At 61.1% G+C, this 25,922-nt stretch carries 22 protein-coding genes and 1 pseudogene; 4 read left to right on the forward strand and 19 right to left on the reverse strand.

The annotated features are described in order from the left end of the window. Positions 1-12 precede the first annotated feature (12 nt). The 12 genes from E4K65_RS36690 to E4K65_RS49585 all read right to left on the reverse strand — a co-directional run bounded on the left by E4K65_RS36690 (position 13) and on the right by E4K65_RS49585 (position 14,020). Positions 13-1,206, reverse strand: coding sequence for an alanine racemase (locus tag E4K65_RS36690; protein ID WP_235885885.1), 1,194 nt, complete (start codon positions 1,204-1,206; stop codon positions 13-15). 12 nt (positions 1,207-1,218) lie between these two features. Then, positions 1,219-2,094, reverse strand: coding sequence for a GNAT family N-acetyltransferase (locus tag E4K65_RS36695; RefSeq protein ID WP_135178247.1), 876 nt, complete (start codon positions 2,092-2,094; stop codon positions 1,219-1,221). Between the two features lie 213 nt (positions 2,095-2,307). Next, positions 2,308-3,336 (reverse strand): L-threonine 3-dehydrogenase, encoded by a 1,029-nt coding sequence (gene tdh / locus E4K65_RS36700; RefSeq protein ID WP_135178248.1) that lies wholly within the window; start codon positions 3,334-3,336, stop codon positions 2,308-2,310. Between the two features lie 19 nt (positions 3,337-3,355). Next, on the reverse strand, positions 3,356-4,558 hold the full coding sequence (locus E4K65_RS36705; RefSeq protein WP_135178249.1) for a glycine C-acetyltransferase: 1,203 nt from the start codon (positions 4,556-4,558) through the stop codon (positions 3,356-3,358). A gap of 34 nt (positions 4,559-4,592) precedes the next feature. After that, entirely contained in the window at positions 4,593-5,543 is a 951-nt protein-coding gene (locus E4K65_RS36710) for a homoserine kinase (RefSeq protein ID WP_135178250.1), read from the reverse strand. A 26-nt stretch (positions 5,544-5,569) separates the two neighbouring features. After that, positions 5,570-6,991 carry a threonine synthase gene (gene thrC, locus E4K65_RS36715; protein WP_135178251.1) on the reverse strand — a complete coding sequence of 474 codons (1,422 nt, stop codon included), beginning with the start codon at positions 6,989-6,991 and terminating at the stop codon, positions 5,570-5,572. A gap of 59 nt (positions 6,992-7,050) precedes the next feature. Next, on the reverse strand, positions 7,051-8,361 hold the full coding sequence (locus E4K65_RS36720; protein WP_135178252.1) for an NAD(P)/FAD-dependent oxidoreductase: 1,311 nt from the start codon (positions 8,359-8,361) through the stop codon (positions 7,051-7,053). 63 nt (positions 8,362-8,424) lie between these two features. Then, positions 8,425-9,303, reverse strand: a complete 879-nt coding sequence (locus tag E4K65_RS36725; RefSeq protein WP_110116970.1) for an ABC transporter permease — start codon at positions 9,301-9,303, stop codon at positions 8,425-8,427. 38 nt (positions 9,304-9,341) lie between these two features. After that, positions 9,342-10,292, reverse strand: a complete 951-nt coding sequence (locus E4K65_RS36730; RefSeq protein WP_135178253.1) for an ABC transporter permease — start codon at positions 10,290-10,292, stop codon at positions 9,342-9,344. Between the two features lie 74 nt (positions 10,293-10,366). Beyond that, on the reverse strand, positions 10,367-12,031 hold the full coding sequence (locus E4K65_RS36735; RefSeq protein WP_135178254.1) for a peptide ABC transporter substrate-binding protein: 1,665 nt from the start codon (positions 12,029-12,031) through the stop codon (positions 10,367-10,369). A gap of 9 nt (positions 12,032-12,040) precedes the next feature. Beyond that, positions 12,041-13,729: an ABC transporter ATP-binding protein gene (locus E4K65_RS36740; RefSeq protein ID WP_135178255.1), complete on the reverse strand. Its 1,689-nt coding sequence runs from the start codon at positions 13,727-13,729 to the stop codon at positions 12,041-12,043. 156 nt (positions 13,730-13,885) lie between these two features. Continuing rightward, on the reverse strand, positions 13,886-14,020 hold the full coding sequence (locus E4K65_RS49585) for a hypothetical protein (protein ID WP_283813918.1): 135 nt from the start codon (positions 14,018-14,020) through the stop codon (positions 13,886-13,888). A gap of 391 nt (positions 14,021-14,411) precedes the next feature. Here E4K65_RS49585 and E4K65_RS36745 point away from each other — a divergent pair, with 391 nt between their 5' ends. Further along, positions 14,412-15,737 carry an NAD(P)/FAD-dependent oxidoreductase gene (locus E4K65_RS36745; protein WP_135178256.1) on the forward strand — a complete coding sequence of 442 codons (1,326 nt, stop codon included), beginning with the start codon at positions 14,412-14,414 and terminating at the stop codon, positions 15,735-15,737. Positions 15,738-15,842: 105 nt separating this feature from the next. Continuing rightward, a complete protein-coding gene (locus E4K65_RS36750; protein ID WP_092295381.1) occupies positions 15,843-16,319 on the forward strand; it encodes an Lrp/AsnC family transcriptional regulator in 477 nt (158 codons plus the stop codon). Positions 16,320-16,335: 16 nt separating this feature from the next. On the opposite strand, the gene E4K65_RS36755 is transcribed toward E4K65_RS36750, so the two are convergent. Next, positions 16,336-17,712, reverse strand: coding sequence for an aspartate aminotransferase family protein (locus E4K65_RS36755; RefSeq protein ID WP_135178257.1), 1,377 nt, complete (start codon positions 17,710-17,712; stop codon positions 16,336-16,338). Positions 17,713-18,057: 345 nt separating this feature from the next. Between E4K65_RS36755 and E4K65_RS36760 the strand changes: the two genes are divergently transcribed. Beyond that, complete coding sequence (locus E4K65_RS36760; RefSeq protein ID WP_135178258.1) at positions 18,058-18,747, forward strand: haloacid dehalogenase type II; 690 nt, start codon at positions 18,058-18,060, stop codon at positions 18,745-18,747. Positions 18,748-18,882: 135 nt separating this feature from the next. Here the strand turns inward: E4K65_RS36760 and E4K65_RS36765 are convergent, their stop codons facing one another. From E4K65_RS36765 to E4K65_RS47850, 4 genes and pseudogenes are all read right to left on the reverse strand, one after another. Next, the gene (locus E4K65_RS36765) at positions 18,883-20,340 is read right to left on the reverse strand and encodes an NAD-dependent succinate-semialdehyde dehydrogenase (RefSeq protein ID WP_167771445.1); all 1,458 of its coding nucleotides are present in this window, start codon (positions 20,338-20,340) and stop codon (positions 18,883-18,885) included. A gap of 209 nt (positions 20,341-20,549) precedes the next feature. Continuing rightward, positions 20,550-20,906 (reverse strand): cupin domain-containing protein, encoded by a 357-nt coding sequence (locus E4K65_RS36770; RefSeq protein WP_135178259.1) that lies wholly within the window; start codon positions 20,904-20,906, stop codon positions 20,550-20,552. 12 nt (positions 20,907-20,918) lie between these two features. After that, a pseudogene (locus E4K65_RS36775) lies at positions 20,919-21,841 on the reverse strand (2-hydroxyacid dehydrogenase). Next, the gene (locus E4K65_RS47850) at positions 21,819-22,040 is read right to left on the reverse strand and encodes a hypothetical protein (protein WP_167771446.1); all 222 of its coding nucleotides are present in this window, start codon (positions 22,038-22,040) and stop codon (positions 21,819-21,821) included. Before E4K65_RS47850 ends, E4K65_RS36775 begins: the two are co-directional and overlap by 23 nt. A gap of 126 nt (positions 22,041-22,166) precedes the next feature. Between E4K65_RS47850 and E4K65_RS36780 the strand changes: the two genes are divergently transcribed. Then, positions 22,167-23,045 (forward strand): GNAT family N-acetyltransferase, encoded by an 879-nt coding sequence (locus tag E4K65_RS36780; RefSeq protein WP_135178260.1) that lies wholly within the window; start codon positions 22,167-22,169, stop codon positions 23,043-23,045. Between the two features lie 256 nt (positions 23,046-23,301). On the opposite strand, the gene dctA is transcribed toward E4K65_RS36780, so the two are convergent. Beyond that, the gene (gene dctA / locus E4K65_RS36785) at positions 23,302-24,687 is read right to left on the reverse strand and encodes a C4-dicarboxylate transporter DctA (protein ID WP_135178261.1); all 1,386 of its coding nucleotides are present in this window, start codon (positions 24,685-24,687) and stop codon (positions 23,302-23,304) included. A gap of 53 nt (positions 24,688-24,740) precedes the next feature. Further along, positions 24,741-25,814, reverse strand: a complete 1,074-nt coding sequence (locus E4K65_RS36790) for a 4-oxalomesaconate tautomerase (RefSeq protein ID WP_135178262.1) — start codon at positions 25,812-25,814, stop codon at positions 24,741-24,743. Positions 25,815-25,922 lie beyond the last annotated feature (108 nt).

A 25,922-nucleotide genomic window follows, 5' to 3' on the forward strand; every position in this document is an offset into this window, starting at 1 on the left:
CCTTTCGGCGGCCTACCAGCCGCGCATCCGGGGCCATCGTGCTTCGATCGCGTCGCTGCCGGCCGAGATGACGTTGTACCATTCGTGTTGCGACGCCGTCGCACAGGCGTGATTGGGGAGAATCCTGACCTTCGCGCCGATCGAAAGGTCGGGCAAAGCCTGCGTCGAGCCGGGCCTGATGGCGAGGATGCCGTGCTCCTGGCTCGCTTGCGAAACGATCAGGTTGGGATAAATCTTGCCGGCCACATCGCAGACTAGACCGTATCCCTGGTCGACCCGCTGCGTCGCGGTGCCGCGGTCGCGCGACAGCGCCATCCAACCTGCATCGACCAAAATCCAACTCTTCTCGGGCTTCTTGCCGATCACGGTGGCAAGCACCGAGATCGCGATGTCGTCGGTGGTGCAGACACCGACACCGTGCATCACCAGATCAAGGAACATGTAGACGCCGGCCCGCATTTCCGTGACGCCGGTCAGGTCTTCGGCAAAATGGGCGGTCGGCGTCGAGCCGACGCTGACGACAGGGCACTCATGCCCCGCCGCGCGCAACCTCGCCGCCGCAGCGACGGCCACGGCCCTTTCGTTCTCCGCAGCCGCCTCGAGGGTTTCAGGCGCGCAGAGACCGTAGGATTCGCCGGCATGGGTGAGAATGCCCGCGATCTTGACGCCGGCCTCGGCAACGGCGGCCGCGACGGCGATGAGCTTGGAATCCTCAGCGGTCAGCCCGCCACGGTGACCATCGCAGTCGATTTCGATGAAAGCAGACGGCGTCACGCCGGCGGCACGAGCGGCCGCGCCGAGGATGATCGCCTGCTCCCGCGAATCGAGCAGCACCTTGAGGTCGACGCCTGCTTTCCGCAGACGCATCGCTCTTTCAGCTGTGTGGGGCGCCAGACCCACGGCATAGGTGATGTCCCGGAATCCATGCTGCGCGAAGTACTCCGCCTCCGCCAAGGTTGAGACAGTGATTGGTCCCGCCCCCGATGGATAGATGCGTTGGGCGACGTCAATGGATTTCGCCGTCTTCATATGGGGACGCAGCACGACGCCTTGCCGGCCCATAAGAGAGGACAGGCGCGCGAGATTGCGATCCAGCCGGTCCTTGTCGAGGAGGAGCGCCGGTGTTGCCAGCGCGCCAATCGTTGCGGCGGGCTCGCCCGGACCGACATTTGGGATATCCGCCCTGTCCATCTCCACGCGCAGCATCCCGATGTCTCCTTAGCCGAATGACTGGTTGGCGAGCCCGAACATGCGGGCCGGTCCGGTCCATGGAGCCGGCGTCCCCAGCACCATGGTGGTGGCATCACTGACCTGCTGCAGGTCGATGCTTTCGAGCCATTCCCCGAGTTGCGAGGAGGCAGGAGTATCGATCCGGACGAAGACAGGCCCGAGCCGCGCGATCGCGAATTCGATCAGCGCGCGTGCATCGGTCGGGCTCTCGGCCACCACGGGGCCGATGACATACCCGCGGCCGAAGAGCCGAGAGATGGCGTAGCCGCAAAGTATGCCGTCACGCAGCAGGACATAACCGTCACCGCTATCGAACAGCCCATTCAGCAACTGCCGCCGCTCCAACCCGGTAGCAGTGCGATCGAGCCGCGCGATCGCTTCGAACTCCGATGCGGCCATCGGTCTGAGGAGGCCCGATCGCGGCGTCTCGTGGCTTTGGCGTGGAATTCCCTGATGCTGATGGATGATCCCGGTCGGCACAAAGCCGCGGCGGCGATAAAGCGTGATGCCTTCGGCCGTCGAATTCAGCGCGATGGTCCGTGGGCGCGCGGACGTCAGCAAGGCATCCATGAGCTGGGCCCCATAGCCGCGGCCCTGCGCGGCCTTTGCGACGATGATCATCCCGGCGGAAGCGTGAGTCTCGCCGTACGGCCACCACGCCGCTGTCCCGATCACCGTCCCAGCGCGCTCCAGAACAAAGCCTTTTCCCAACTGCAGCGCGATATCCCAATCCTCGAGTCGATAGGGCCAGGACATCTCCTGCGAAAGCTTCAGGGCGCCTTCCAGATGCGCTCTGGCGAAAGGAACCAGCACCGCGACTTCACTGTCGCGTTCTCCGGCCTGGTAAGCTGCGGTGGTCATCATGATTCAACGTCTCTTGGTCGCGGTGTCGGCCTAACCGGTAGTGCCTAACAGGGCGAGGGCCACCTGATGATCCCCGCATCCTCTGCAGCGTACGTTGCGCCCGACAACATTACGCAATCGGACTGGCGCAAAGTTCGGCATACAATTTCATTGATGGTGCGGCAGCAGCATCAATCTGCTGTCCCGCGGCATGTGGCGTGCCGGAGGGCGTATTCACGCCTTCCAGTCCAGGACAATCTTGCCGCACTTGCCGGTGCGCATGATCTCAAATCCGGCCTTGAATTCTGTGACGGGCAGGCGGTGCGTTATGATTTTACGGATGTCGAGGCCGCTTTCGAGCATTGCGAGCATCTTATGCCAGGTCTCAAACATCTCCCGCCCGTAGATTCCCTTGACGGTGAGCATCTTGAAGACAAGCTTGGTCCAGTCGACGGTCGCGGGCCCAGCAGGGATACCAAGCATGGCGATCTTGCCGCCCATCACCAGATTTTCGACCATTTGGTCGAATGCGGCCGGCGCACCGCTCATCTCCAGCCCGACATCGAACCCTTCCTTCATGCCGAGACGCTGCGTCACGGACCGAAGATCTTCCTTGCTCACGTCGACGGGAACGACGTCGGCGACGTCAGATGCCAATGCCAAACGATGCGGATTGACGTCGGTAATCACAACGTGCCTCGCACCGACATGCCTGGCAACGGCGGCGCTCATGATGCCAATTGGGCCTGCTCCGGTGATGAGCACATCCTCCCCGACGAGGTCGAACGACAACGCGGTGTGGACGGCGTTGCCGAGCGGATCGAGGATGGCCCCGATCTCGTCATCGATCGCATCAGGGAGCGGCACGACATTGAAGGCGGGCAAACGCAGATATTCGGCAAAAGCTCCGGGAATATTGACACCGATCCCCTTGGTTTCAGGATCCAGGTGAAACCGTCCCCCTCGCGCAGCGCGGCTGCTCATGCCGACAACATGGCCCTCACCCGAAACCCGCTGACCAATCGCGAATTTCGTGACGTTCGCGCCCACCTCGGCGACCTCGCCTGCATATTCATGGCCGACGACCATCGGGACAGGGACGGTCCGCTGCGCCCACTCATCCCAGGCGTAGATGTGGATATCCGTGCCGCAGATCCCGGTCTTGTTGATCTTGATGAGAACGTCATCCGGTCCGATCTGCGGAATCCCCCGTTCGTCAAGCCAGAGCCCGGGTTCGGCGGCTGCTTTGACAAGAGCTTTCATGAGAACACCTTTGTAAACATCAAATCACGCCAAGCGCTTTGCCGGCGTCGGTGAAAGCGTCGACGGCCAGTTCAACGTCCTTTTCCGTCAGGGCGGCGGACATCTGTGTCCTGATCCGCGCCTTTCCTTTGGCGACAACGGGATAGAAGAACGCGGCGACGTAGATGCCGCGTTCATCCAGCGCGGCTGCCATATCCTGCGCCAGGCGCGCGTCCTGCAGCATGACTGGAATGATTGGCGTCTCTCCGGCGAGCAGCTCGAATCCGGCCTTCTCCAGGCCCGACCGAAAGCGCCGCGTATGCGCCGCAAGAAGCTGCCGCCGGTCGTCGGCTGTTTCCGCGATCTGGATCGCCTTGATCGATCCCGCTGCCACTGCCGGGGCGAGGCTATTGGAGAAGAGATATGGACGCGCTCGCTGTCGAAGCAGATCGATGATGGGTTGCGACGCCGCAACAAAGCCGCCCATCGCACCACCCAGGCTCTTGCCGAGCGTTCCCGTGACGATATCGACCTGCCGGCTTGTGCCTGTCAGCGTGGGCGTGCCGCGGCCGGCTTCGCCGACATGACCGGTGGCATGGCAGTCATCGACCATAACGATGGCGCCGTACCTCTCGGCCAAGGCGCAAATGGCGGGGAGCTTGGCCAAATATCCGTCCATCGAGAACACGCCGTCCGTGGCGATCAATTTGAACCGGGCACCGCCCCTGTCCGCCTCCTTGAGCCGATCCTCGAGCTCGTTTATGTCGCCGTTGGCAAAGCGGTAGCGCCTCGCCTTGCAAAGACGCACGCCGTCGATAATGGAAGCGTGATTGAGAGAATCAGAAATGATGGCGTCATCGGCCTCCAGAAGCGGCTCGAAGACCCCGCCATTGGCGTCAAAGCAGGCCGCGAACAGGATGGCGTCATCCTTGTCCAGATAGCGAGCGATCATGCGCTCGAGTTCGCGGTGCAGGGTTTGCGTACCGCAGATGAAGCGCACGGATGCCATGCCAAACCCGAACTCATCCAGGCCTCGCTTTGCGGCTGCGATGATTTCGGGATGATCGGCGAGACCCAGATAGTTGTTGGCGCAGAGATTGACGAGCTCGCGCTCGGAGGACTGCGAAACCACACGGATCCGGCCCGCCTGCGCGCCAGTGATCACCCGCTCGCGCTTGTAGAGGCCCTCCGCCTGAATTTGCGAAAGAAGCTCGCGAACCCGGTATTCTAGGGTCGGCGCCATCGTATCCCCATCCTCGCTGTCGCAAACTGAACGATCATGATAATGCGAACTCTCCCCGGAGCATGAGCAAGATGCGCTCGAAGTGGCTGGGATCATGTGGCTTGAGGAGCGTAGCCCGCCGCGGCTGGTGCACATCCCAGAGGCGCGACAGCCAAAACCGGAATGCCGCAGCGCGCTGCATGGCAGGAAGCAGCCTGTGTTCGGAGGACGTCAGCGGCCGGGCGCTCTCATAAGCACCCAGGAAAGCGGCGGCTCGCTCGATATTGTGGCGGCGGGTGAGGCCATCGACGCACCAATCGTTGAGGCACACCGCTATATCGAACAGGAACGTGTCGCATCCGGCGAAATAGAAATCAATCACACCGGACAGGCGCCCCTTCTCGAACAACGCGTTGTCGCGGAAGAGATCGGCGTGAATCGGCCCCTTGGGGAGTTGCCTATAGGTCGAGGACAAAGCGAGCTCGTTCTGAAACGCCAATTCAGTCGAGAGCAGCGAGCGCTGTCCGGCGGATACGTAGCGGCCGAGCACCGACACGACCTCGTTCCACCATTGAAGGCCACGCCGATTTGACTGTTGTCGTGGGTAGTCGCTCCCGGCCAGGTGCAGACGCGCCAGGCACTCCCCGACGGAACTGCAATGGGCGGCCGTAGGTTCCACCTCGCTTACACCCGGAAGCCTGTTGACGACCACCGCGGGCCGTTCCCTCAGAGAGTGAAGGATCGCGCCATGTGTGTCAGCAACCGGATCCGGCACGGGCATGCCGCGCACCGCAAGATGCTTCATGAAGTGCAGGTAGAACGGCAGCTGCTCGAATGTGAGGCGCTCGAACAAGGTGAGCACATACCTTGCGCCATCCGTATCGACGAAATAGTTCGTGTTCTCAATTCCGCTGGTGACGCCGCGAACGGAACGAGGCGCGCCAAGACCCAGCGCTCGAAAGAACGCGGCGACCTCGTCGAATGACAATTCGGTAAAAACGGCCATGGCGCAGCAGTTCCCGGTTCGTCCGCTCAGCAGGCCTGCACAATGCGCGCGATGTAGTCCTTGACCGCCTGTGCGTCCGCAGGGAGGACCTTGACCCGTTTCGGCAAGTCTTCGATGCCGTCGAAACGCTCTGGACGATCCGGCTCGCGGCCCAACGCTTCCCTGATCGTCGCAGCGAATTTGATCGGCAGTGCAGTTTCGAGCACGATCATCGGCTCCTCGGGGGAGCCGTGCATATGCGCGACCGTCACACCATCGGCAGTGTGCGGGTCGATCATGGTGTCAAAGCGCTCCCACGTATCACGGATCGTCGCCAGCCTATCGGCATGGGTGCTCCTGCCGCTGCGGAAGCCGAAACGGGCTGCCGCATCGGCGAAGCAGGGATCTTCGCTTAGATCGAAGGCCCCGCGTTCCCTGAGTTGATCCTCAAACAGTAGTTTGGTCCGACCAGCGTCGCGACCGAGCAGGTCGAACACGAAACGCTCGAGATTAGAGGCCTTGGAAATGTCCATTGACGGGCTCGATGTTTCAAGCGTGTCGGTTCGGCTTCGCACGCGATAGATGCCGGTGCGGAAGAACTCGTCGAGCACGTCGTTCTCGTTGGTCGCAAGGACGAGGCGGGATATCGGAAGTCCCATCATCCGCGCGACGTGACCGGCGCAGATGTTTCCGAAGTTTCCTGACGGCACGGTAAAGCTTGCACCTGCCGACCGCCCCTCGGTCGCTTGTAGATACCCATAAAAGTAATAGACGACCTGCGCCAGCAGCCTCGCCCAATTGATCGAATTCACCGCACCGATCTTGTATCGCTGCTTGAATTCCAGATCGCCGGACACACGCTTGACGATGTCCTGGCAGTCGTCGAACACACCATCGATGGCGATGTTGTGGATGTTTTCGTCTTGTAGGCTGAACATCTGAGCTTGTTGAAAGGCGCTCATCCGCCTACGGGGTGACAGCATGAAGACCCGCACCCCCTTCTTTCCGCACATGGCGTATTCCGCGGCGCTGCCGGTGTCGCCGCTGGTCGCGCCAAGAATGTTCAATTCCTGATGCCGGCGCGCCAGCTCGTACTCGAGCAGATTGCCGAGCAACTGCATAGCCATGTCCTTGAACGCCAGCGTCGGACCGTTGGACAATTCCTGGAGGTAAAGACCGTTCTCGAGCTTTCGCAGTGGCGAGATCTTGGGGCTTCCAAAGACCTCGGGCGTATAGGTCTTTTCACAGATTGCCTTCAGGTCGACGGGCGGAATATTGCTGACGTAGAGCGACAGGATCTCGAAAGCCAGGCTGGGGTAGGACAGGCTGCGCCACGCGTCCAGTGTAGCGTCATCCACGCGAGGGTAGGTCTCAGGGACATACAGCCCACCATCCTGGGCCAGGCCCTCAAGCAGTGCCTCGCAGAACTGCTTGCGGCCTGAATGACCGCGTGTGGATACGTAATGCATGGTTCGTCTTCTTTCGGGAGGCGGCAGTGCCTCTGGAATTCACGCTGTGCTGGCGGCTATCACCGACTGGCGCGCCACATCGCGATCCGGTCGTGCATTCGGTAACCCTGGATGAAGGCTGGCATGAACCAGGGATTACCCCGATAGAACGGGATGAAGGCCGGAGGCCGGAAGTCAAAGGCCGTGCGCGCCCGCTCCTCATGTCCCATGAGCTTGTGGGCCGCGTGCATACCGACCCATGGCGCCCAGACCACGCCCGACCCGCAGAAGCCGGTGGCATAGACGACACTGTCCTTCTCGAAGATGCGCGGAATCATGTCGCGGTTCATGGCCACATTGCCGAACCAGCTGTGCGAGAGGCGAACGGCCTCCAACTCCGGAAACAGATTGATCAGGCCCTTGCGGAGAAGCAGCTTCGGAGCGGCGGGATCGCCGACGCGGGAGCTGTCGCGGCCGCCGAGCAAGATGCGTCTGCCGTCCGGTGAGGGCCGGTAATAGAAGCCGACCTCCCGGTTCTCGGTGATCATCATGCGTTTCGGCATCAGCCGCGCCATGACGTCAGGCGCGAGCTCCTCGGTCGCAATGATCCGGCTGCGGACCGGGACCAGCCTGCGGCGCAGGAAGGGCACGGCAGCATCGGTGTAACCGTTGGTGCAGACCAGCACCTGACGCGCCCGCACCGTGCCGGCCGCGGTCAGTACGCGGAAACCGGAGCCATCTCTGTCGATTGAGATGACCGGTGTTCGTCCGTGGACGGTCAACTCCGAAGCGAGTGCCACGCGTAGCAGTTCGGAGTGAAACTTCGCAGGGTGCAGCCCGCCGATGTCCATCCGAACCGTGCCGCCGCGATAGACATCCGTACCAACGTACTTGCGCTGCTCGGCGTAAGGAACCGCATAAGCTTCTATCCCGAGTTTCTTCGCGAGCCTATCCGCAGTACGCGCCATGGCTTCGTATTGTTCATAGCCGAAAGCGCCTTTGAACTGCCCCACCGGCTGGAAGTCGCAGACGAGACCTTCCGTCTTGATGAAATCGTACAGGAATTCGCGAGCGGCCTTGCCTTCGGCCTCGATCGCCAGCGCCTTCTCTTCGCCGAACCGCCGCGTAAGCGTCGCGTAATCCGGACGAATCGTTCCGCTGGTGATTCCGCCGTTGCGCGTCGAGGCCCCTTCACCCGGATCCATCGCATCAAAGGCTGCAACCGAGCGCCCTTCGCGCGCGAGCACCAGACCAGCCGAAAGTCCGGCATAGCCCGCGCCCACGATCAGCACGTCGAGATTCCTGGGCAATGGCTGCTGAGGCAGCGGGGTAAGCGGGGCGGCTTCCCACCAGTAGGGTGTCGCCTTGTCTTCAACTCGCGGCGCGTGCATGGCGCTTGCTCTCATACGTTGCGGGGTGCCCTGTTGCGCGCGGATCGCATTCAGGTCGAACTGTCAAATGTGGTCGTCTCGAACGTCAAGGGCATCTCGGAGGCCGTCGCCGATGAAGTTGAAGCTCGTCACCGCGATCGTGATCGCGGCACCGGGAATGATGGCGAGCCATGGAGCGCTCGCCAGATATTGCTGGGCGCCGTTGAGCATGTTGCCCCAGCTGGGCAGTGGCGGCTGGATGCCGTAGCCGAGGAAGCTGATATAGGCTTCCAGCAGAATTGCGCGGGCGACCGCCAGGCTGGCGGCGACGATGATTGGACCCATGGCATTGGGCAAGATCTCGCGGAACATAATATGCTTCCCGCTGAGCCCCACCATGCGTGCAGCCTGGACAAATTCGCGCTCGCGCAGCGAGCGGACTTCGGCCTCGACGATCCTGGCAGTCTCCATCCAGCTCGTGACGGCAATGATGACGGTGATCATGACGGGACTCGGCCGCAGCGTCGCGGCCAGCGCCAGCACGAGGAAGATCGAGGGATAGGACAGGAAGCCGTCCACGGTTCGCATCAGCGCCGCCCCGACCCAGCCACCGCGATAGCCCGCCGTGACGCCGACCAGGGTGCCGATCAGCGTTGACAGCAACATCGCGGAGAATCCCACCAGCAGCGAGATGCGCCCGGCCATCAAGAGCCGTGCGGCCAAGTCACGTCCCAAGGGGTCGGTGCCGAAGTAGTGCTGACCGCTGAGAGGTGGAGCAAAGCGGGCGCGCAGATCAATATGGAGCGAGTCGTACGGCAAGGCATAGGGGCCTATGACGCACGCCAGCACGAGCAGGCTGATCATCGCGATCCCGGCGAGCGCCAGATGATGGCGCATGAAGCGGTATGCCGCACGGCTGTGCCACCAGCGAGTCGGAGTAGCGTGCGCGGCGATGACGGTCATTTCTGCTGCCTCCTGTTATCAGGCACGAGTCCGCGGGCTCAACCCAGGCGAATACGCGGGTCGACGGTGGCGATGATGATGTCTGCGATCAGGTTGCCCAACACGACTAGGATGGCCGAGAATATCAACAGCCCCATCACGACGGGATAGTCGCTGTAACCGAGACTGTCGAGAAACAGCCGACCCATTCCGGGCCAGGTAAACACCGTCTCCGTGACCAATGCGCCGGTCAGAATGCTGGGCAGCTGCATCCCTGCCAGCGTGATCATCGGCAGCAATGCATTGCCGACGACATGCTTCAGCAAAATGCGGCGTTCGCTGACACCCTTGGCGCGCGCCGTCTTGACGAAATCCTGACTCAATGCATCGAGTGTCGCCGTGCGCATGTAGCGGCTCCAGATCGCGACGTGAACGAGCGAGAGCACCAAGCTCGGCAAAATCAGGTGATGCAGATAGTCCAGAACCGAGCCGTCGCCGATCGTGTACATGTTACCTGCAGGAACCCACCCGAGCTTCAGGGTGAAGATGTAGATGCCGATGAGGCCGAACCAGAAAGTCGGGACCGACAGGGCGACCATGGCGCCGACGGTCGCGCAGTAATCAAACAGGGAATAGCGGTGGGTGGCGCCGCGGATTCCGATCCAGGCACCGACCGCGATCGCAAATGCGGTGGACGTACCCATAAGCAGTAGCGTCGCCAGCAAGTGTCGACCAATCACCGCCAGCACCGAAGAGCCATCGCGGAACGAGTGTCCCCAATCGCCCTGGAGCAGCCGCCAGGCCCAATCGAGATACTGTATCCATAGCGGCCGGTTCAACCCGAGCTGCGTCGCCAGTCGCTCCACATCCTTCTGGGTCATGCCCGGATCGAGCCCGAACTGCGCGAGAGGACCGCCCGGCATGAGGTTGAGAACCGTGAAGCCGATGATCGAGACGATCACCAGCAGCACGACGCTCTGCGAGAGACGATTGAGCAGGAACCCGGACATTCGAGGCACCATGTTGGCGTTGCAGCACCACTCTAGCGCCGACCTCGGCCACAGCGGCCTCGGCCGGCAGCACATCAGCTCGCCCAATACCAGGCTAGCGCGTTCCAGGATTCCGTGCGCGTATTGCCGTTCGGCACGAAACCGTTGATCCCCTTCTTGAGGCCTTCGACCGCATTGCTCTGGTACAATGGAAGGAAGGGTAGGTCGCGACGGACGAGTTCCTGGACGCGAGAGTAGATCGCGCGCCGGGCTTCAGAATCGAAAGTGCGCGCGCCCTTGTCGAGCAGGGCATCGACTTCCGGATTTGTATATTGTGCATTGTTCGAGCCGCGACCGCCTTTCACTGCGATCGAACGCGAGTGCAGGCGATTGGTGACGTCCGGGTCGGCGCCGATCAGATACGAGCTGCCGACGATCACGGAATCGAATTGCGATTGCGTCCAGAACTCGCCCCACATCACGGCAGCGGGCAGGTTCGATATCTTCATCTCGACGCCCAGCTGCGCAAACGTTTGCTGCAGGAACTGCTGCACCTGTTCGCGCAGGGGATCGCCGGACGTGGTCGAATTGGTAAAGGACAGGCGAACGCCGTTCTTGGCACGAATGCCGTCCGCGCCCTTTGCCCAGCCGGCTTGATCGAGGATCTTGCCCGCGCGATTCACGTCAAATTGGTGCAGGGGCAGATTGCCGTTGAAAAAGAAGGACTGCCGCGGCATGAACGTCTCTGTCGGAGTAGGCACCCCGTAATAGAGCCCCTGAATGATCGCCTCCTTATCGATCGCCGCGTAGAGCGCCTCGCGAACGGCAAGCTCCTTGAACTGCGGCCGCTCGAGGTTCAGGTAGAAGGATTCGAATGAGGTCCTTGGGACGAGGGTCACGACGCGGTTCGGCAGCGTCTTGGCTTCCCCGTAGTGGTCAGGGGTGATGTAGGGCTGACCCACCAAATCAACGTCGCCGCTCTTGAATTGGGTGTAGAGGACGGTGAGATCGGGAATGTATTTGAAGACCAGCCTCTCGATGTGAGGACCTTCACCGAAATAGTTCGGGTTAGCCACAAGCTCGAGATGATCGCCGGGGACCCGCTGGCCCCACTTGAACGGACCGGTGCCGACCGGCGCCTGATTGAAGGCGGCGTTGTTCGGATTGGCCTCCTTCTCGAGGATGTGCTTGGGGACGATGAAGGTTTCGGTCAGGAAGGACAAATAGGGCGCAAAGGGCTCTTCCATTCGCCATGAGATTTCCGTCGGTGAGATCACGGTGATGTCGCGCACGAGAGCATGTCCGGCGGTGCGCCAACTCCGGAAATTTGGATTCGTGATCAGTTCGAGCGTGAACTTCACGTCCTCGGCGCTGAAAGGCGTGCCGTCGTGCCAGCGAACGTCGTCACGCAGGCGAATGCGCCACTTGAGGCCGTCCTCCGAAATTCCGCCATTCTTCTGGTCCGGCACTTCCACCGCAAGGTTGGGCTGAATGACGCCTTGAGGATCGATGCGGAAAAGCGCATCGAAGACCGAGAAATGCACGCCATCATCGACTTCGATGTGGACCATCAGCGGATTGAAGACGGTCGGCTCTTGTCCGAGCCCGACGATCACGCGGCCGGTTGGTTTCGCTGGAGAGGTGCGCGCGAGGGCAGGTTGTCCCAGCAAATTTGATCCGGCGAGGCCAGCCACCCCGGCAATCATCAACTGGAGTGCGCTACGTCGCGAATAGATCGATGCAGTCTTTGCTTCAGTCATGACCCCTCCTCATTTGTGGCTATGTCCGGCCAATGTCGATTGGCTTCCAATGGCGCGGGCGTTGCTTTGCTGCTCGCCGGGGATGGCAGCGACCAGTTCCCGTGTGTAGGCGGATGTCGGGTTCAGGAAGATCTGCGATGGCGGCCCGTGCTCGACGATCTGCCCTCGATGCATGACCGCAATCTCATCGCAGATCTGGCTGGCCACGCGCAGATCGTGCGTGATGAAAATCATCGATACGCCGGTCTCTCGCTGAATCTGGTCCAACAGCTTCAAAATCTGCGCCTGGATCGATACGTCGAGCGCTGAAACGGCCTCGTCAGCGATCAGCAGCTTCGGCTTGAACATCAGCGCCCGAGCGATTCCAATGCGCTGACGTTGACCACCCGAGAACTCGTGGGGATAACGATCGAAGGTTCCCGCATCCAGGCCGACATGGGCCAGGAGCTCTCGTGCCTGCTCACATGCGTCCTTGTGTGGAAGTCCATGCGCGATCGGACCAACCGTCAGTATTTGCCCGACCGTTGATCGCGGATTGAGCGAGGCAAATGGATCCTGAAAAATCATCTGGATCTTTGGCCGAATCGGCCGAAACTCGGCTTCGGATAGCCGGGCAACGTCACCTCCCTCGAACAGGATAGAGCCGCTGTCGCTGTCGAGAAGCTTGATCAACAATCGCCCGAGCGAGGATTTGCCGGAGCCGCTTTCTCCAACCACGCCCAGGGTGCGTCCCGGCGAAAGGTCGAACGACACGCCGTTAACCGCGGGTACGATCCGCTGCTTGCCGAACAGCGCACTGCCGCTGCGGTAGGTCTTGACCAGACATTCGACCTTCAGGATGGAAGACGAGGCCGCAGCTTCCGCCGGGACGCGATCCTTTCCCGTCAGATGCGGCACGGCCGCGATCAGACGGCGCGTGTAGAGATGGCTCGGGGACTTCAGCACCTGCTCGGCGCTCCCCTGCTCCACGCAGTGACCCTTCTCCATCACCACAACGGAATCGGCAATCTCAGCCACAACTCCGAAGTCATGGGTAATGAACATCACGCTCATTCCCTTGCGGCGTTGAATGTCGCGGATCAGTTGCAGAATCTGCGCTTGTGTCGTCACGTCGAGTGCGGTGGTCGGCTCGTCCGCTATCAGGATCGCAGGCTCGAGAGCCAGAGCCATGGCGATCATCACCCGCTGTCGCTGCCCGCCCGAGAGCCGGAACGGATACTGATGATACATCAGCGGCGGATCCGGCAGGCCCACCTCCGTCAGCAATTCTATGGCGCGGCTACGGCGAGATTTCGGCGTTCCCGCACCGTGCGCCGCCATCACTTCCTCGATCTGCGCGCCCACTGTCATCAGCGGATTGAGCGCGGACAGCGGGTCTTGGAAGATCATCGAGACGACACGGCCACGGAGGTCGCGCAGACTCTCCGGCGAGAGTCCGACGAGGTCCATGCCTTCCAGACGGATTTCTCCCGAAAACACGCGGATCGACTTGGGCAAGAGCCCCATGATCGCATTGGCCGTGACAGATTTGCCAGAACCGGATTCTCCTATGATGCAGAGAATCTGTCCGCGCTTCAGTTCAAAGGAGACGTTCTCGACCGCGTGCGCCCGCTCCATGCCCGCCGGCAAGCTCACGGTCAGGTCATGGACCGCGAGTGCCACATCTTGCGAGGCTAAAGGTTGCGGGGCAGAGGTCATCTGAACATTCTCCCCTTTCAAGCGCGTCCCATGATCCCGTTGCGGATCGGCTCTTCGGCCTCTTTTACCGCCGCTACGCTCGGACAGGTCAACAACTCGTCGCTCATTCTGCCATTCTCCGCGCGGTGAATACGACATGATTCAGAGGTGGTTGCTCTACGGCCAAAGGCGTCGCTGAGCGCGGGCGATCAGTCGAATGGAGCGCTCGAACAATGAATCGAGGTCTGAGAAGCTGCCATAGGCGCCCAGCTCGATCGCTTCGGCAAAGGTCTCCTCCCTGACAAGGCCCATCGCGCGTCACCTTTTGAATTTCTGGCCGTTGATCGACATTGATCCGGTACTCACAACTCTGACTGCTTCAATCATCCCGGAGTCGCCGAAAAGCGACGGATAGTCAGCATGAAGTTCTAAAAACGAAGCCCGATTTGGCATTTCGGTCTGCGGCCGCAGGCGCGCAGGTTCGGCCGAGGTTTGCCTGCAGGTACGAAAAGGCAGCTCCAATTGCAGAGAGCACCCGTCAGTCTTCCGGTCTATGAGATGGCGTACAATCGAAATATCTTTGCAATAACTGCCTGCACCACAAGCCGTAAACCGCAGGAAATTCCGCCCAACCACGAAAGTCCGAAGCGCGCCTGCCGCAACTGCTCGGATACGATACGGCAAGCATCGGAGTCCCAGCCCCATGAACCCGCCACTCATGCACATCGAATCCAGCCCCTCCCTGCCTCGAGAGGCAGACGTCGTCGTCATCGGCGGCGGGGTGGTCGGCGTGTTCACGAGCTATTACCTGGCGCGTCGAGGCCTCAAAGTCGCCTTGCTCGAAAAGGGCCGCGTCGCCGCCGAACAATCCAGCCGCAACTGGGGATGGTGCCGCCAACAGAACCGCGACGCGCGCGAGTTGCCGATTGCAACCAAGAGCCTCGATCTCTGGGAGAAGGTTGCCCATGAGACCGGTGAAGATACCGGCTTCCGCCGCTGCGGCCTGTTGTATTTATCGAACGACGAAGGTGAGCTGGAGGGCTGGGCCAAGTGGCGAGACTTCGCCAGAACGGTGGGCGTTACGACGCACATGTTGGATGCCGAAGAAGCCAACGAGCGAGGCAAGGCGACGGGTCGTAAGTGGAAAGGTGGCGTCTTCTCTCCCACCGACGGGACGGCAGATACCTCAAAGGCAGTGCCCATCGCCGCGCGTGCGATCATGACGGCCGGTGGGACGGTGCACCAGCAATGCGCGGCGCGCGGCTTGGAGCTCAGTGGCGGCCGGGTCAACGGCGTGGTGACCGAAGCCGGCACAATCCGGACGAAAACGGCGGTCATGGCAGGAGGCGCGTGGGCCTCCTCATTCTGCAACCAGTTGGGAATTCGTTTTCCGCAAGCGTCCGTGCGCCAGTCCATTCTCGCTTTGGCCCCTGGCGCCGCCGGCCTGCCTGATGCCCTTTACACCGGGCTCGTCTCGCTCACCCGGCGGGGCAATGGCGGATACACGCTCGCTATCAGCGGGCGCGCGCGAGTTGACCCCACGCCGCAGCAATTCAGATTCGGCCGCGAATTCCTGCCCATGTTCGCCCGCCGGTGGCGAAGTCTCAGCCCTGGGGCTTTCGAAGGGCTGCGGCAGGGCCATGAAACCCTGGCTAAATGGGGGCTGGATGAGGTTACCCCGATGGAGCTGAACCGCACGCTCGATCCTCGCCCCGACACGAAGCAGATTCGGGCGACGCATCGACGAGCTTGCAAGCTGCTGCCGGAACTTGAGCACGTCGAAATCTCGAGTGTCTGGGCCGGCTACATCGACAGCACGCCAGACGGCATCCCCGCAATCGGCGAAGTTCAGTCGATTCCAGGTTTCATCCTGGCCGCAGGGTTCAGCGGCCACGGCTTCGGAATCGGCCCAGGCGCCGGGCATATGATCGCAGACATCGTTACGGGCAGCGCGCCAATCGTCGACCCGCGCCCCTACAGGCCGGAGCGGCTGAAAATGAGCGCCTGGGGCAAGGTCAGCGACTTCTAGAATCCGGTTTCCGCCCCCGTGGGAAAAAATGCTGGTTGATGCTATGACAATGCATATGACGCAGAAGCCTCAAAGCCTTGACGCCTCCCATCTCATGGCATTGCTATGAAGCTCGATAAGATCGACATCAGGATTTTATGCGAACTGCAGAAGAACGGGCGGATTTCCAATGTCGAGCTCGCAGAGCTGATCAACCTTTCTCCGAGCCCGTGCCTGATGCGCGTGAAGAGGCTCCAGACGGAAGGCTTCATCACCGGCTATTCCGCCCAGATTGACGTTGCCAAGCTCGGCCAAACTCTCACTGTCTTCGCCGAAATCACCCTCAAGAATCATCGCCAGATCGATTTCGCGCGCTTTCTCACGACAATCGAAAAGATCGATTCCGTAGTCGAGTGCCATCTCGTTTCGGGCGGGTACGACTATCTCGTCAAGTTCATCACGGCAGGGATCAGTGAATACCAGGCGGTCATGGAGCGCCTGGTCGAGATGGATATCGGCATCGACAAATACTTCAGCTTTGTCGTGCTGAAATCGCCAATCGTGAAGTCCCATTTGCCGCTCGAAAGCATCTTCAATAGCTGACAAGCAGGCGCAGCGATCAACCTTTCATCGCCGCGCGGACGTCCTTGTCTTCCAGCGTTTGGTCGAGCGTGACCCTTGTGCGTTCGATGATGCCGTCGATATCCGCATCCGTACAGCAGAGCGGCGGGGCATAGCCCAGCACGCCCTGAGCAAAGGCGCGGATGACGAGGCCGTTGTCCCATGCGCGGTCGAAAATGCGGCGCGCCGCGTCGGCTTCCGCCGGCAGCGGCGTCTTGCGCTCCTTATCGGTGACAAGCTCGATTGCGCCCAGCATACCGCGACCACGGACATCGCCGACAAGCGGATGATCGGCCAGTGCACGAAGGCCTTGCATCAGGCGGTGCCCGGCCTTCCGGCCGTTTTCCAGAAGACCGTTTTCGTAAAGGTCCAGGCACGCGAGCCCGACGGCTGCACTGACGGGATGTGCGGAATAGGTGTAGCCGTGGCCGACGGCCGCCTTGCCGGCGCCATCGGCAATGGTGTTGTAGACGCGGTCGGACATCAGAACGGCCCCCATCGGCACATAACCCGAAGTCAGGCCTTTGGCCGTGGTCATAAGATCCGGCACGACATCGTCCTCCTCGCAGGCGAAGAGCGGACCGACACGGCCGAAACCGGTGATGACCTCATCGGCAATGAACAGGACATCCTGCTCCTTGCAAACAGCGTGCATGGCCTTCAGCCAGGACGGCGGCGGAACGAGGACGCCTCCTGACCCCTGTATCGGCTCGACGTAGAAGGCGGCGACACGTTCGGCGCCGAGTTCGGCGATCTTTGCCCGCAGAGCGGCGACCGATGCCGCAATGATAGCCTGGGGATGGGAACCGACGGGATTGCGATAGGCGTAGTGCGACGGAATTTTGTGCTGCCAGTTGTATGGCACTCCGAAGCCCGCATGAAAGGCCGGCAGCGCGGTCAAGCCGGCCCCTGCCGTCGACGATCCATGGTAGCCGGACTCGACGGAGATGAACTGATCTTTCTGCGGCGTACCCTTGGCATGATAATAGTACCGGATGAACCGGATCGTACTGTCGACGGCATCGGAGCCACCCAAGGTGAAATAGACATGGTTCAGATCGCCAGGCGCCAATTCAGCCAGCCTGGCGGCCAACCGGATGGCCGGGTCGGAGCCCAACCCGAAATAACCCGTCGCATAAGGCAGTTCGCGGAGCTGCCTCAAAGCCGCTTCGACGATGCTGTCCTGTCCGTAACCGGCATTGACACACCACAGACCCGCAAAACCGTCCAGCAATTGACGTCCCGAGACATCGGTCAGCGTCGCGCCCTTCCCTGACTTCAGCACACGGACGCCCGTCGCCTCGTGGCTGCGATAGGATGAGACCGGGTGAATCAGATGCGCGCGATCGAGCTCAATCAGCGAGTTGCTCAACATGTCGTCCTCCAGATCAACCGCAACGCTTGTGCGGCCACCACGATGTCTTCGGAACTCAACGTAAGACGCCCGGAACAGCAGTTGCTCCCGGGCTGAACAAGGACGAAGGGCATTTTGACTATCATTGACGACCGGCGCCGCATCTTATGCGGGCATCGGGCTGCGCAAGGCATTGGCGCTCACGTCGGAGGGCGCCTTTTCGCACAACTCTCTGCCATACCTGCGATCCGATACGACACAATCTGCTCCTGGTCGCCGCGACAGCGGTGCTTTATCCGGTCGTCTGCCCACTATGATCCCTGATGTACCGGAACGCGGTGCGTGAGAGCCAAAAAGGATCGAGCCATGGCAACGTTTAGACCCAAGTACATCACCTTCGACTGTTACGGCACGCTGACCAATTTCGACATGGCCGGCGCAGCAAGGAGGGTCTACGGCTCCGAGCTCTCGTCGACGGCCATGGCAAAGCTCATCAAGGATTTTGCGGCCTATCGCCTGGACGAGGTTCTCGGCTCCTGGAAGCCGTATTTCGAGGTCGTGCACAATGCGTTGGAGCGCGCGTGCAAGCGCAACGGTATCGTATTTCGGCCGGAGCATGCCCAGCGCATCAATGAGGAGGTCCACACATGGGGTCCACATGCCGATGTCCCAGCGGGTCTCGCCAAAGTTGCTAGGGAGATTCCGCTGGTCATTCTGTCGAACTCCATGAAGAACCTCATCATGTCGAATGTGGAGAAGCTTGGCGCTCCGTTCCACATGGTCATCACGGCGGAGGAGACCGGCGCCTACAAGCCGCACATGAAGGGCTTCGAGTATATGCTCGACAAGCTGGGGTGCGGCCCGGAGGATATCACCCACGTCTCCTCCTCCTTCCGCTACGACCTGATGACCGCCTACGACCTCGGCATCAAGAGCAAGGTCTGGGTGAACCGCGGCCACGAGCCCGCGAACCCCTTCTATGAATACACCGAGGTCGCTGGCATCGACGGGCTTGCGGCGGCCGTCGGCCTGGAGCCCCTGCGCAAGAGCGCGTGAGCGCAGTTCCCTCGGGCTCTCTCGTTACGGTTCAGTTCTTCAAAAGCTTCAATCGAAGTCGGTGCGCTGTGAAGGAAAAAGGGGGCGGTTCAGCCGCCCCCTTTTCTTGTTTCAGATACTGATCCGATAGGCCGCTCAGTCCAGCCCGCCGACATGCAGCGCCTTGGTCTCGAGATATTCTTCTATCCCGAGCTGGGATCCCTCGCGTCCGAGGCCCGACTGCTTGACGCCACCGAACGGCGCAACCTCGGTCGAAATCAAGCCGGTGTTCAGGCCGACCATGCCGAACTCGAGCGCCTCGGCAACACGCCATGAGCGCTTGAGGTTTTCAGTGTAGAAATAGGCGGCAAGGCCGAAAGGAGTGCCGTTGGCGATCGCTATCGCCTCGTCCTCGGTCTCGAACCGGAAAAGCGGAGCGACCGGCCCGAAGGTCTCCTCCGAAGCGAGTAGCATCTCAGTCGTCGCGCCACCGAGCACGAGAGGCCGGGCATATTGCCGACCTTCCGGCACCATTTCACTCTGCGAGATGATCATTGCGCCCTTGTCCAGGGCGTCCACCACGTGCCGCTTGATCTTCTCGATCGCCGCGCCGTTGATCATCGGCCCGATCGCGACGCCCTCTTCGGTGCCGGCGCCGACCTTCATTTTCGCGACCTGGCTGGCGAGCTTCCGTGCAAAGGCATCGTAGATGCCTGATTGCACGAGAATGCGATTGCAGCAGACGCATGTCTGTCCGCCATTGCGGAACTTCGAAGCAATCGCGCCCTCGACGGCCCGGTCGATATCGGCATCGTCAAAGACGATGAACGGCGCATTGCCGCCGAGCTCGAGGCTGAGCCTCTTGATGTTGTCGGCGGCGCCTTTCATCAGCAAAGCACCGACGCGCGTCGATCCGGTAAACGAGATCTTGCGGACGGTTTCGTTGGCCATCAGCTCCTTGCCAATTTCCGCCGGCATGCCCGTCACGATGTTGATCACGCCCGCCGGAATTCCGGCCCGCTCAGCCAGAACAGCGATGGCGAGAGCCGAAAAAGGCGTGAATTCAGATGGCTTGATAACGACAGTGCAGCCCGCGGCAAGCGCAGGCGCCACCTTGCGCGTGATCATCGCATTTGGGAAATTCCAGGGTGTGATGATCCCGCAGACACCGACCGGCTCTTTCAGAACCAGGATGCGGCGATCGACGGCCGGCGCGGGGATTGTCGATCCGTTGATGCGGCGGGCTTCTTCCGCAAACCATTTGACGAAGGATGCCCCGTAACGGATCTCTCCGCGCGCTTCAGCAAGCGGCTTGCCCTGTTCCAGCGTCAGCAGAAGCGCCAAATCCTGCTCATGCCGACGCATGAGCTCATACCAGCGCTCCAGCAGCGCAGCGCGCTCTGCATGAGACTTTGTCTTCCAATGCTTAAACGCTGCGGCCGCGACGTCGATCGCTGCCCTGGTCTCGTCTCGGCCCATGTCGGGGATGGTGCCAAGCACTTTCTGGCTCGCAGGATCGATGACATCAACGGTGGATTTCGTGCTCGCATCTCGCCAATTGCCGCCGATCAGCGCTTGCTGGCGAAACAGATCCTTGTCCTTCAATGCAATCATGGGCTTGCTCCTTGCCTTCGGGCCTGCCCCGCCATCACTGCCTGGATTTGCGATTGGCGAGGCGAAGCCGTCTCATGCGAGCAGTACAGGACCGCGCGCCGCATTTTTCGTTGAGAATGAAGTGACTGACCGCGTTGAATCTGGTCATACGCGACCTCGAAAGTCGAATATTCTGAGGGCCGCTTGATCGTGCTGCCCTCAGCATCGTCTCAGTCATAATGGCAGACGTAGATCTTTCGTACCGTCTCGATCGTCCGCCAGACCCCGACGAAGCCAGGTTTCATGGCAAAGCTGTCGCCGGCGCGGTACCTCCGAGTCTCACCACCCTTTTCCTCGATTTCGATGAGGCCCGAGAGAATGTGGCAGAACTCGAAGGTGGTGCCCTTGATGGAATGGGTCTCGCCCGGCGTTGCTTCCCAGACACCGGTCAGCACCTTCTCACCTTTCGAGGCGTCCTGGGCCCAGGTCTTGAAGGATGGATTGCCAGAAATGAGGCGTTCCGGTGCAGGCAAGGCGGTCTTCGGTGCGAAGTCCGGATTGGTGTCGATGGTGACCAGAAGTGACATGGCATTTTCCTGTTAGTAGCCGAGTGTTCGATCGACAAGGCCGATCGGATTTCGTCCAGCGCGGTGGAGCCGGATGTTCTCTATGACCGATTGTGCTGCCGTATGCGGTTGCGTCACGGACGCGATATGCGGCGTGATAATCACCTTGGGATGGGACCAGAGTGGATGGCTCTCCGGCAGTGGCTCGGGATCGGTAACGTCAAGCATGGCCGCTGTCAGATGCCCGCTGTCGAGCGCCTCGATCAGTGCGCCCTGATCAAGCTGCGGGCCGCGGCCGACATGCAGCAGCTTCGCTCCCGCCGGCAAAAGCGAGAAGAGCCTTGCGTTCAGGAGGCCGCTTGTTTGCTCCGTCAGGGGAAGAAGACAGACGAGGACATCCGTTCCTTGCAGGAAACTGCCAAGCTGATCTGCGCCATGGAAGCAGGTGACACCCTCGATCACCTTCTTGCTTCGGCTCCACGCGGCAAGGGGAAATCGAAACGGTTTCAAGCGGTCGATCGCAGCTTGTGCCAGCATGCCAAGGCCGAGGAAGCCAACACGCCGATCAGTCGCCTGGGACGTTGCCAGCGCTTGCCAAACGCCCCTTCTCTGCTGCTCCCGATAAGCCAGCATCTCGCGATGCAGCGTCAGCACCCCGAGGACGACATATTCCTGCATCATGCGTATGATGCCATCCTCGACCATGCGCACGAGCTTCACGTGGCTGGGTATGGTTTCCGGCTTGAACTGATCGACCCCGGCGCCGATGGAAAAGAGCACTTCCAGATTACGAAAGCGCGAGACATCGTCTGGCACGTTCCAGGTCAGCAGGTACCGTATCTTTTCCGGATCGATAGCTTCGCTGCAATGGTAAAATTCCAGGTCAGGGAGCTCGCACGCAAACGCCTCCCGGAAGACTGCCCCCTGGCAGCATCAGAATTGAAAAGAAATGCCATCGATGCACGCCTCTGCCTCGCTCGGCATGTCGACGACGTCGGGAAAAGCGATTAGCCTTGCAAGACTTTCTTGGGGATTCACGGCGATCCACTCTGCCTGCACAGTTTTGCCGAACACCGGGAGGGTAGCTGCAAGCCGGAGCTTTCCATGCCGAATTGCGTTGCGATACAGGCCGAAGATTTCGAAAAGAAGGCCCAAACAGGGGAAACCTGCTGGATTTCCGTGCGATAATGCGGAGAAATACGCCCGCTACCCTATTGTGGCGGGAAAGAAAAGGCGCGATGTGCGAGAGATGGCATCCCGCGAAGGAACGGACGAGTCGAGATGGGACGAACGGTACGCGTGAAGTCCTTTGAGCTGGCCGCGAAGGACATCAACGACGTTGATGTGACGCTGCTCCACGCACTCTCGACCGGGGTTGGCTGGCCGCACCGCCCCAAGGATTGGGATTTCTTGCGCCGCGCAGGTCATGGCATCGTAGCAGTCGATGGTATTGGACGCGTCTTTGGCAGCGCCATGTGGTTCCCATATAGCTGCGAGTTCGCGACCATTGGCTTGGTGATCACATCGCCTCGAACGCAGGCGCAAGGCACCGGGCGATGGCTCATGGAGCAGGTATTCGAGCGGTGTGGCGATCGGAATTTGACCCTCAACTCGACCGACGCGGCGTACCACCTCTATCTTTCCCTGGGCTTCACGAAGGAAGCCACCGTGTATCTGTGGCAAGGAGAGGTCATGTCACCGCCCCCACCGGTGCCGGCTCTCGACGGCGAATTGAGCTCGCTGTCCACCGAGAATATCGAGGAGATCGCAGGACTCGATGAACGCGCGTTCGGGAGCAGCCGTCAGAGGCTGCTTGCATTGCTTTCCGAAGGTGCGTCAATCTGCGTCCTCCGCCGCGGCGGAGAGACCGTCGGTTATTCCATGAAGCGCGAATTCGGACGCGGTCATGTGATTGGCCCCATCGTCGCCAGCAATGATTGTGACGCGATCCATCTCACGGCCGTGCATCTCAAGGATCTCGCCGGAAGGTTCGCCCGCGTGGATACGCGGGAGCAGACGGGTCTGTTTGCGGACTTTCTTCAACAGAGCCGCCTCGGAATGAACGACACAGTCACCACCATGTCCAAGGGACGACGATTCCTGAACCGAAGGGAAAACGAGCCCTGGGTCTACGGATTGGCCGGTCACGCCTTGAGCTGAAGCTGTGAAGCGAATCGTCCGTTGAAGGTTGCCGCGCACCCCAGGGCCCGGTATGGTTTTTCTCGGCAGCGCTGGGTGGGTTGACCTTGCCGCCACTGGTCTCAACGGGCACGTGATGGCGCTTGTCCGTCGAGGCGAGCACCCGCATCCCGCCCGAGATAGCGGGCCTATCCAGATCCTCGCCGGCTTCGATTGAGCCGGCTGAGCTTGCGGTATTCGCCGCGCGAAGACCAACGCCAGCCAAAGTAGCCCTCCTTCAAGCGGCCGATTGCGTTGTCGGCATCCAGCTCTTGTCCTCCTGCACCACTGCTGCCGCGGCAATCTTGGATCCGGCTGCGGGTTCGGGAGTGTTGGCATGTCCCAGTTCACGGGCCAGCACCTCGCGGTCACAGGCGTTCTCCCACAGCGAAACGGTGATGGCAGCGACACAGTTGCTGATCATGCTGGTCAGTGCCCGCGCCTCTGACATGAAACGGTCGATGCCGACGAGCAGCGCCACGCCGGTCACGGGCAGGTCCGGCATGACGGAGAGGGTCGCGACAAGCGCCACGAAGCCGCTACCGGTGACGCCGGCCGCCCCTTTGGACGTCAGCAACATCAGTCCGAGCATCGCCGCAATCTGCCCCCAAGACAGATGAATGTCGCAGGCCTGGGCGATGAAGATGGACGCCAGGGTGAGATAAATGGCGCTGCCGTCCAGATTGAAAGAGTAACCCATCGGCAGCACAAGCCCCGACACGCCTTTCCGGCACCCGAGTTGCTCCAGTTTGCGCAGCGCGCCAGGCAGCGCCGGCTCCGACGATGACGTGCCGAGCACGATCAGCAGCTCTTCCTTGAAATAGCGGATGGTCTTCAACAGGCTGAAGCCGTTCAGCCGCGCCAGCGTCCCAAGAACGACGACCACGAAGACGGAGCAGGCGATGTAGAATGTCAGGATCAGCAGTCCGAGTGAGCCAATCGAACGGATGCCATAGCGGCCCACCGTGAACGCCATAGCGCCAAAGGCGCCAAGCGGGGCAAGCTTCATGACGAAACCGAAGGCCACAAACAGCACGTGAGAGAACGAGGTGACGGCCTTGGTCACCACCACACCGTCATCACCGGCGCGGCTCAGCCCAAAGGCGATGAGGATGGAGACCAGCAGGACCGGCAGCACTTCGCCATCGGCAAACGCGCCAAAGAACGAATGCGGGATGATGTGCAGCATGAAATCCGCAAATCCGCTCGCACCAGCTTGCTTGGTGAATTTCGCGGCCACCGACGGATCGAGCGTATTGACGGACACATGCATGCCCACGCCAGGCTGGATCAGCGACACCGCGATCAGTCCGGCCAGCAGGGCGAGCACGGTCAGCAGGTAGAACAGCGCCATGGATTTCGCCAGTGTGCGGCCGACCTCGCGGGAATCACTGATGCTGTTGATGCCGCTGACGATGGTGCAGAATACGATCGGCGCAATCATCATCTTGACGAGCTTGACGAAGCCGTCTCCCAGGGGCTTCAGCGCGGCACCAAATTCAGGCCAGAGATGGCCGGTCAAGACACCCAGCACGAGGCCAATCAGCACCTGGATGTAAAGGATCCGATAGAATGGCTTTCGCGCGTCGATGCGCACAGACCCAGCCAGCGCTTGCGTGTGCATTCTCGTTTCTCCCATGGCTTTGATTTTTCTTGATGGATGAAGGCGGACCGAGTTCAGGCCGCCAGGATTGAATAAGGCACGTGCGCTCGCCGAGCGAAAACGTGACCCTGGAAAATTCGGCGGGCGGTCCGCTGCACCCGGGCCACCGGGCCGGGCTCCAGCCGAACCACGAGTTCGCCGGAGGGATGGGCGAGCGTGATCGGCACCGGCGGCGCCAGTGGTCCGACCATCTCCGCCGCGATCGTACCCGGTGTCACACAGGCCGTCGCGATCGCAACTGCGCCGGTCACAGCCAGAGCGCTATGGCAGTCGTGCGGCATGAAGTACCGCGTGTTCAACGTCGCTTCCGTCGCGGGAGCAATCAGGACCGGTTTCGGAATCACCATGGCCGCGGAATTCGGAAAGCCCATCCGACGTCCGGCCTGGACGCGCAGGCTTTCGAGCCGCGCGCGGAAGCCGCTGTCGGCGAACTCCAAAGGTGCCTCGCGGCCGGTCCATCCCAAATCCACCGCGCGGACCAGCATGACGGGCATGGCCGCGTCGATGCAGCTGACATCGATCCCTTCGATACGGTCAACCGGTCGTCCTGTCGGCAGGAGGCGGCCGGTGCGTGCGCCGGCCGCGTTGGGGAACGACAGTTCGATGGGCGCGGCCGTTCCCGGCACCCCGTCGATCCGCGCCTCCCCCTCATAGGTCACCTTCCCCCCAGGGGTGGAAACCGTGGCGTCGATCAGCTTGCCGGTGTTGACATTGTGGATGCGGACCTGGGTGCGATCTGCGGCACCGGCGACCAGACCGGCTTCGATCGCGAACGGTCCCACCGCTGCCAGCATATTCCCACAGTTCGGCGACGTGTCGACGATCCCTTCGCGCACTCTGACCTGAGCGAAAAGGTAGTCGACATCGGCGCCGGGCACCGATGCCGGTCTGATGATCGCGACCTTGTTGATGACGGCATTGCCGCCCCCGATTCCATCGATGCCCAGATCGTGCCCGCCCCCCATCACCGACAACAGGACCGCATCGCGCGCCCTGGGATCGGCCGGGAGATCGCTGGCCAGGAAAAACGGCCCGCGCGAGGTTCCGCCGCGCATGACCACACAGGGAATGGCAATCTGATCGTTCATTGGAGCTCTTCCGTTCGGCGACATCGAACAGAACATGGGCTCTTGCAACTCTTCTGTAAAATGCAAATATCTGAAGTATTAATGCGTCATACGACATAATGGGAGCCA

Origin of the sequence: Bradyrhizobium niftali, from assembly GCF_004571025.1 — a bacterium.
GTDB classification, from domain to species: domain Bacteria; phylum Pseudomonadota; class Alphaproteobacteria; order Rhizobiales; family Xanthobacteraceae; genus Bradyrhizobium; species Bradyrhizobium niftali.

What these genes read in the sequence shown, in the direction of transcription:
- E4K65_RS36760 (WP_135178258.1), top strand. Translation starts at nt 18,058, where the DNA reads ATGGCAACGTTTAGACCCAAGTACATCACCTTCGACTGTTACGGCACG.
- E4K65_RS36710 (WP_135178250.1), bottom strand. Translation starts at nt 5,543, where the DNA reads ATGGCCGTTTTTACCGAATTGTCATTCGACGAGGTCGCCGCGTTCTTT.
- E4K65_RS36735 (WP_135178254.1), bottom strand. Translation starts at nt 12,031, where the DNA reads ATGACTGAAGCAAAGACTGCATCGATCTATTCGCGACGTAGCGCACTC.
- E4K65_RS36705 (WP_135178249.1), bottom strand. Translation starts at nt 4,558, where the DNA reads ATGGCGCCGACCCTAGAATACCGGGTTCGCGAGCTTCTTTCGCAAATT.
- E4K65_RS36745 (WP_135178256.1), top strand. Translation starts at nt 14,412, where the DNA reads ATGAACCCGCCACTCATGCACATCGAATCCAGCCCCTCCCTGCCTCGA.
- E4K65_RS36725 (WP_110116970.1), bottom strand. Translation starts at nt 9,303, where the DNA reads ATGACCGTCATCGCCGCGCACGCTACTCCGACTCGCTGGTGGCACAGC.
- E4K65_RS49585 (WP_283813918.1), bottom strand. Translation starts at nt 14,020, where the DNA reads ATGGGCCTTGTCAGGGAGGAGACCTTTGCCGAAGCGATCGAGCTGGGC.
- E4K65_RS36765 (WP_167771445.1), bottom strand. Translation starts at nt 20,340, where the DNA reads ATGATTGCATTGAAGGACAAGGATCTGTTTCGCCAGCAAGCGCTGATC.
- E4K65_RS36690 (WP_235885885.1), bottom strand. Translation starts at nt 1,206, where the DNA reads ATGCTGCGCGTGGAGATGGACAGGGCGGATATCCCAAATGTCGGTCCG.
- E4K65_RS36780 (WP_135178260.1), top strand. Translation starts at nt 22,167, where the DNA reads ATGGGACGAACGGTACGCGTGAAGTCCTTTGAGCTGGCCGCGAAGGAC.
- E4K65_RS36740 (WP_135178255.1), bottom strand. Translation starts at nt 13,729, where the DNA reads ATGACCTCTGCCCCGCAACCTTTAGCCTCGCAAGATGTGGCACTCGCG.
- E4K65_RS36750 (WP_092295381.1), top strand. Translation starts at nt 15,843, where the DNA reads ATGAAGCTCGATAAGATCGACATCAGGATTTTATGCGAACTGCAGAAG.
- dctA (WP_135178261.1), bottom strand. Translation starts at nt 24,687, where the DNA reads ATGCACACGCAAGCGCTGGCTGGGTCTGTGCGCATCGACGCGCGAAAG.
- E4K65_RS36790 (WP_135178262.1), bottom strand. Translation starts at nt 25,814, where the DNA reads ATGAACGATCAGATTGCCATTCCCTGTGTGGTCATGCGCGGCGGAACC.
- E4K65_RS36770 (WP_135178259.1), bottom strand. Translation starts at nt 20,906, where the DNA reads ATGTCACTTCTGGTCACCATCGACACCAATCCGGACTTCGCACCGAAG.
- E4K65_RS36730 (WP_135178253.1), bottom strand. Translation starts at nt 10,292, where the DNA reads ATGTCCGGGTTCCTGCTCAATCGTCTCTCGCAGAGCGTCGTGCTGCTG.
- E4K65_RS36755 (WP_135178257.1), bottom strand. Translation starts at nt 17,712, where the DNA reads ATGTTGAGCAACTCGCTGATTGAGCTCGATCGCGCGCATCTGATTCAC.
- E4K65_RS36720 (WP_135178252.1), bottom strand. Translation starts at nt 8,361, where the DNA reads ATGCACGCGCCGCGAGTTGAAGACAAGGCGACACCCTACTGGTGGGAA.
- E4K65_RS36695 (WP_135178247.1), bottom strand. Translation starts at nt 2,094, where the DNA reads ATGATGACCACCGCAGCTTACCAGGCCGGAGAACGCGACAGTGAAGTC.
- thrC (WP_135178251.1), bottom strand. Translation starts at nt 6,991, where the DNA reads ATGCATTACGTATCCACACGCGGTCATTCAGGCCGCAAGCAGTTCTGC.
- tdh (WP_135178248.1), bottom strand. Translation starts at nt 3,336, where the DNA reads ATGAAAGCTCTTGTCAAAGCAGCCGCCGAACCCGGGCTCTGGCTTGAC.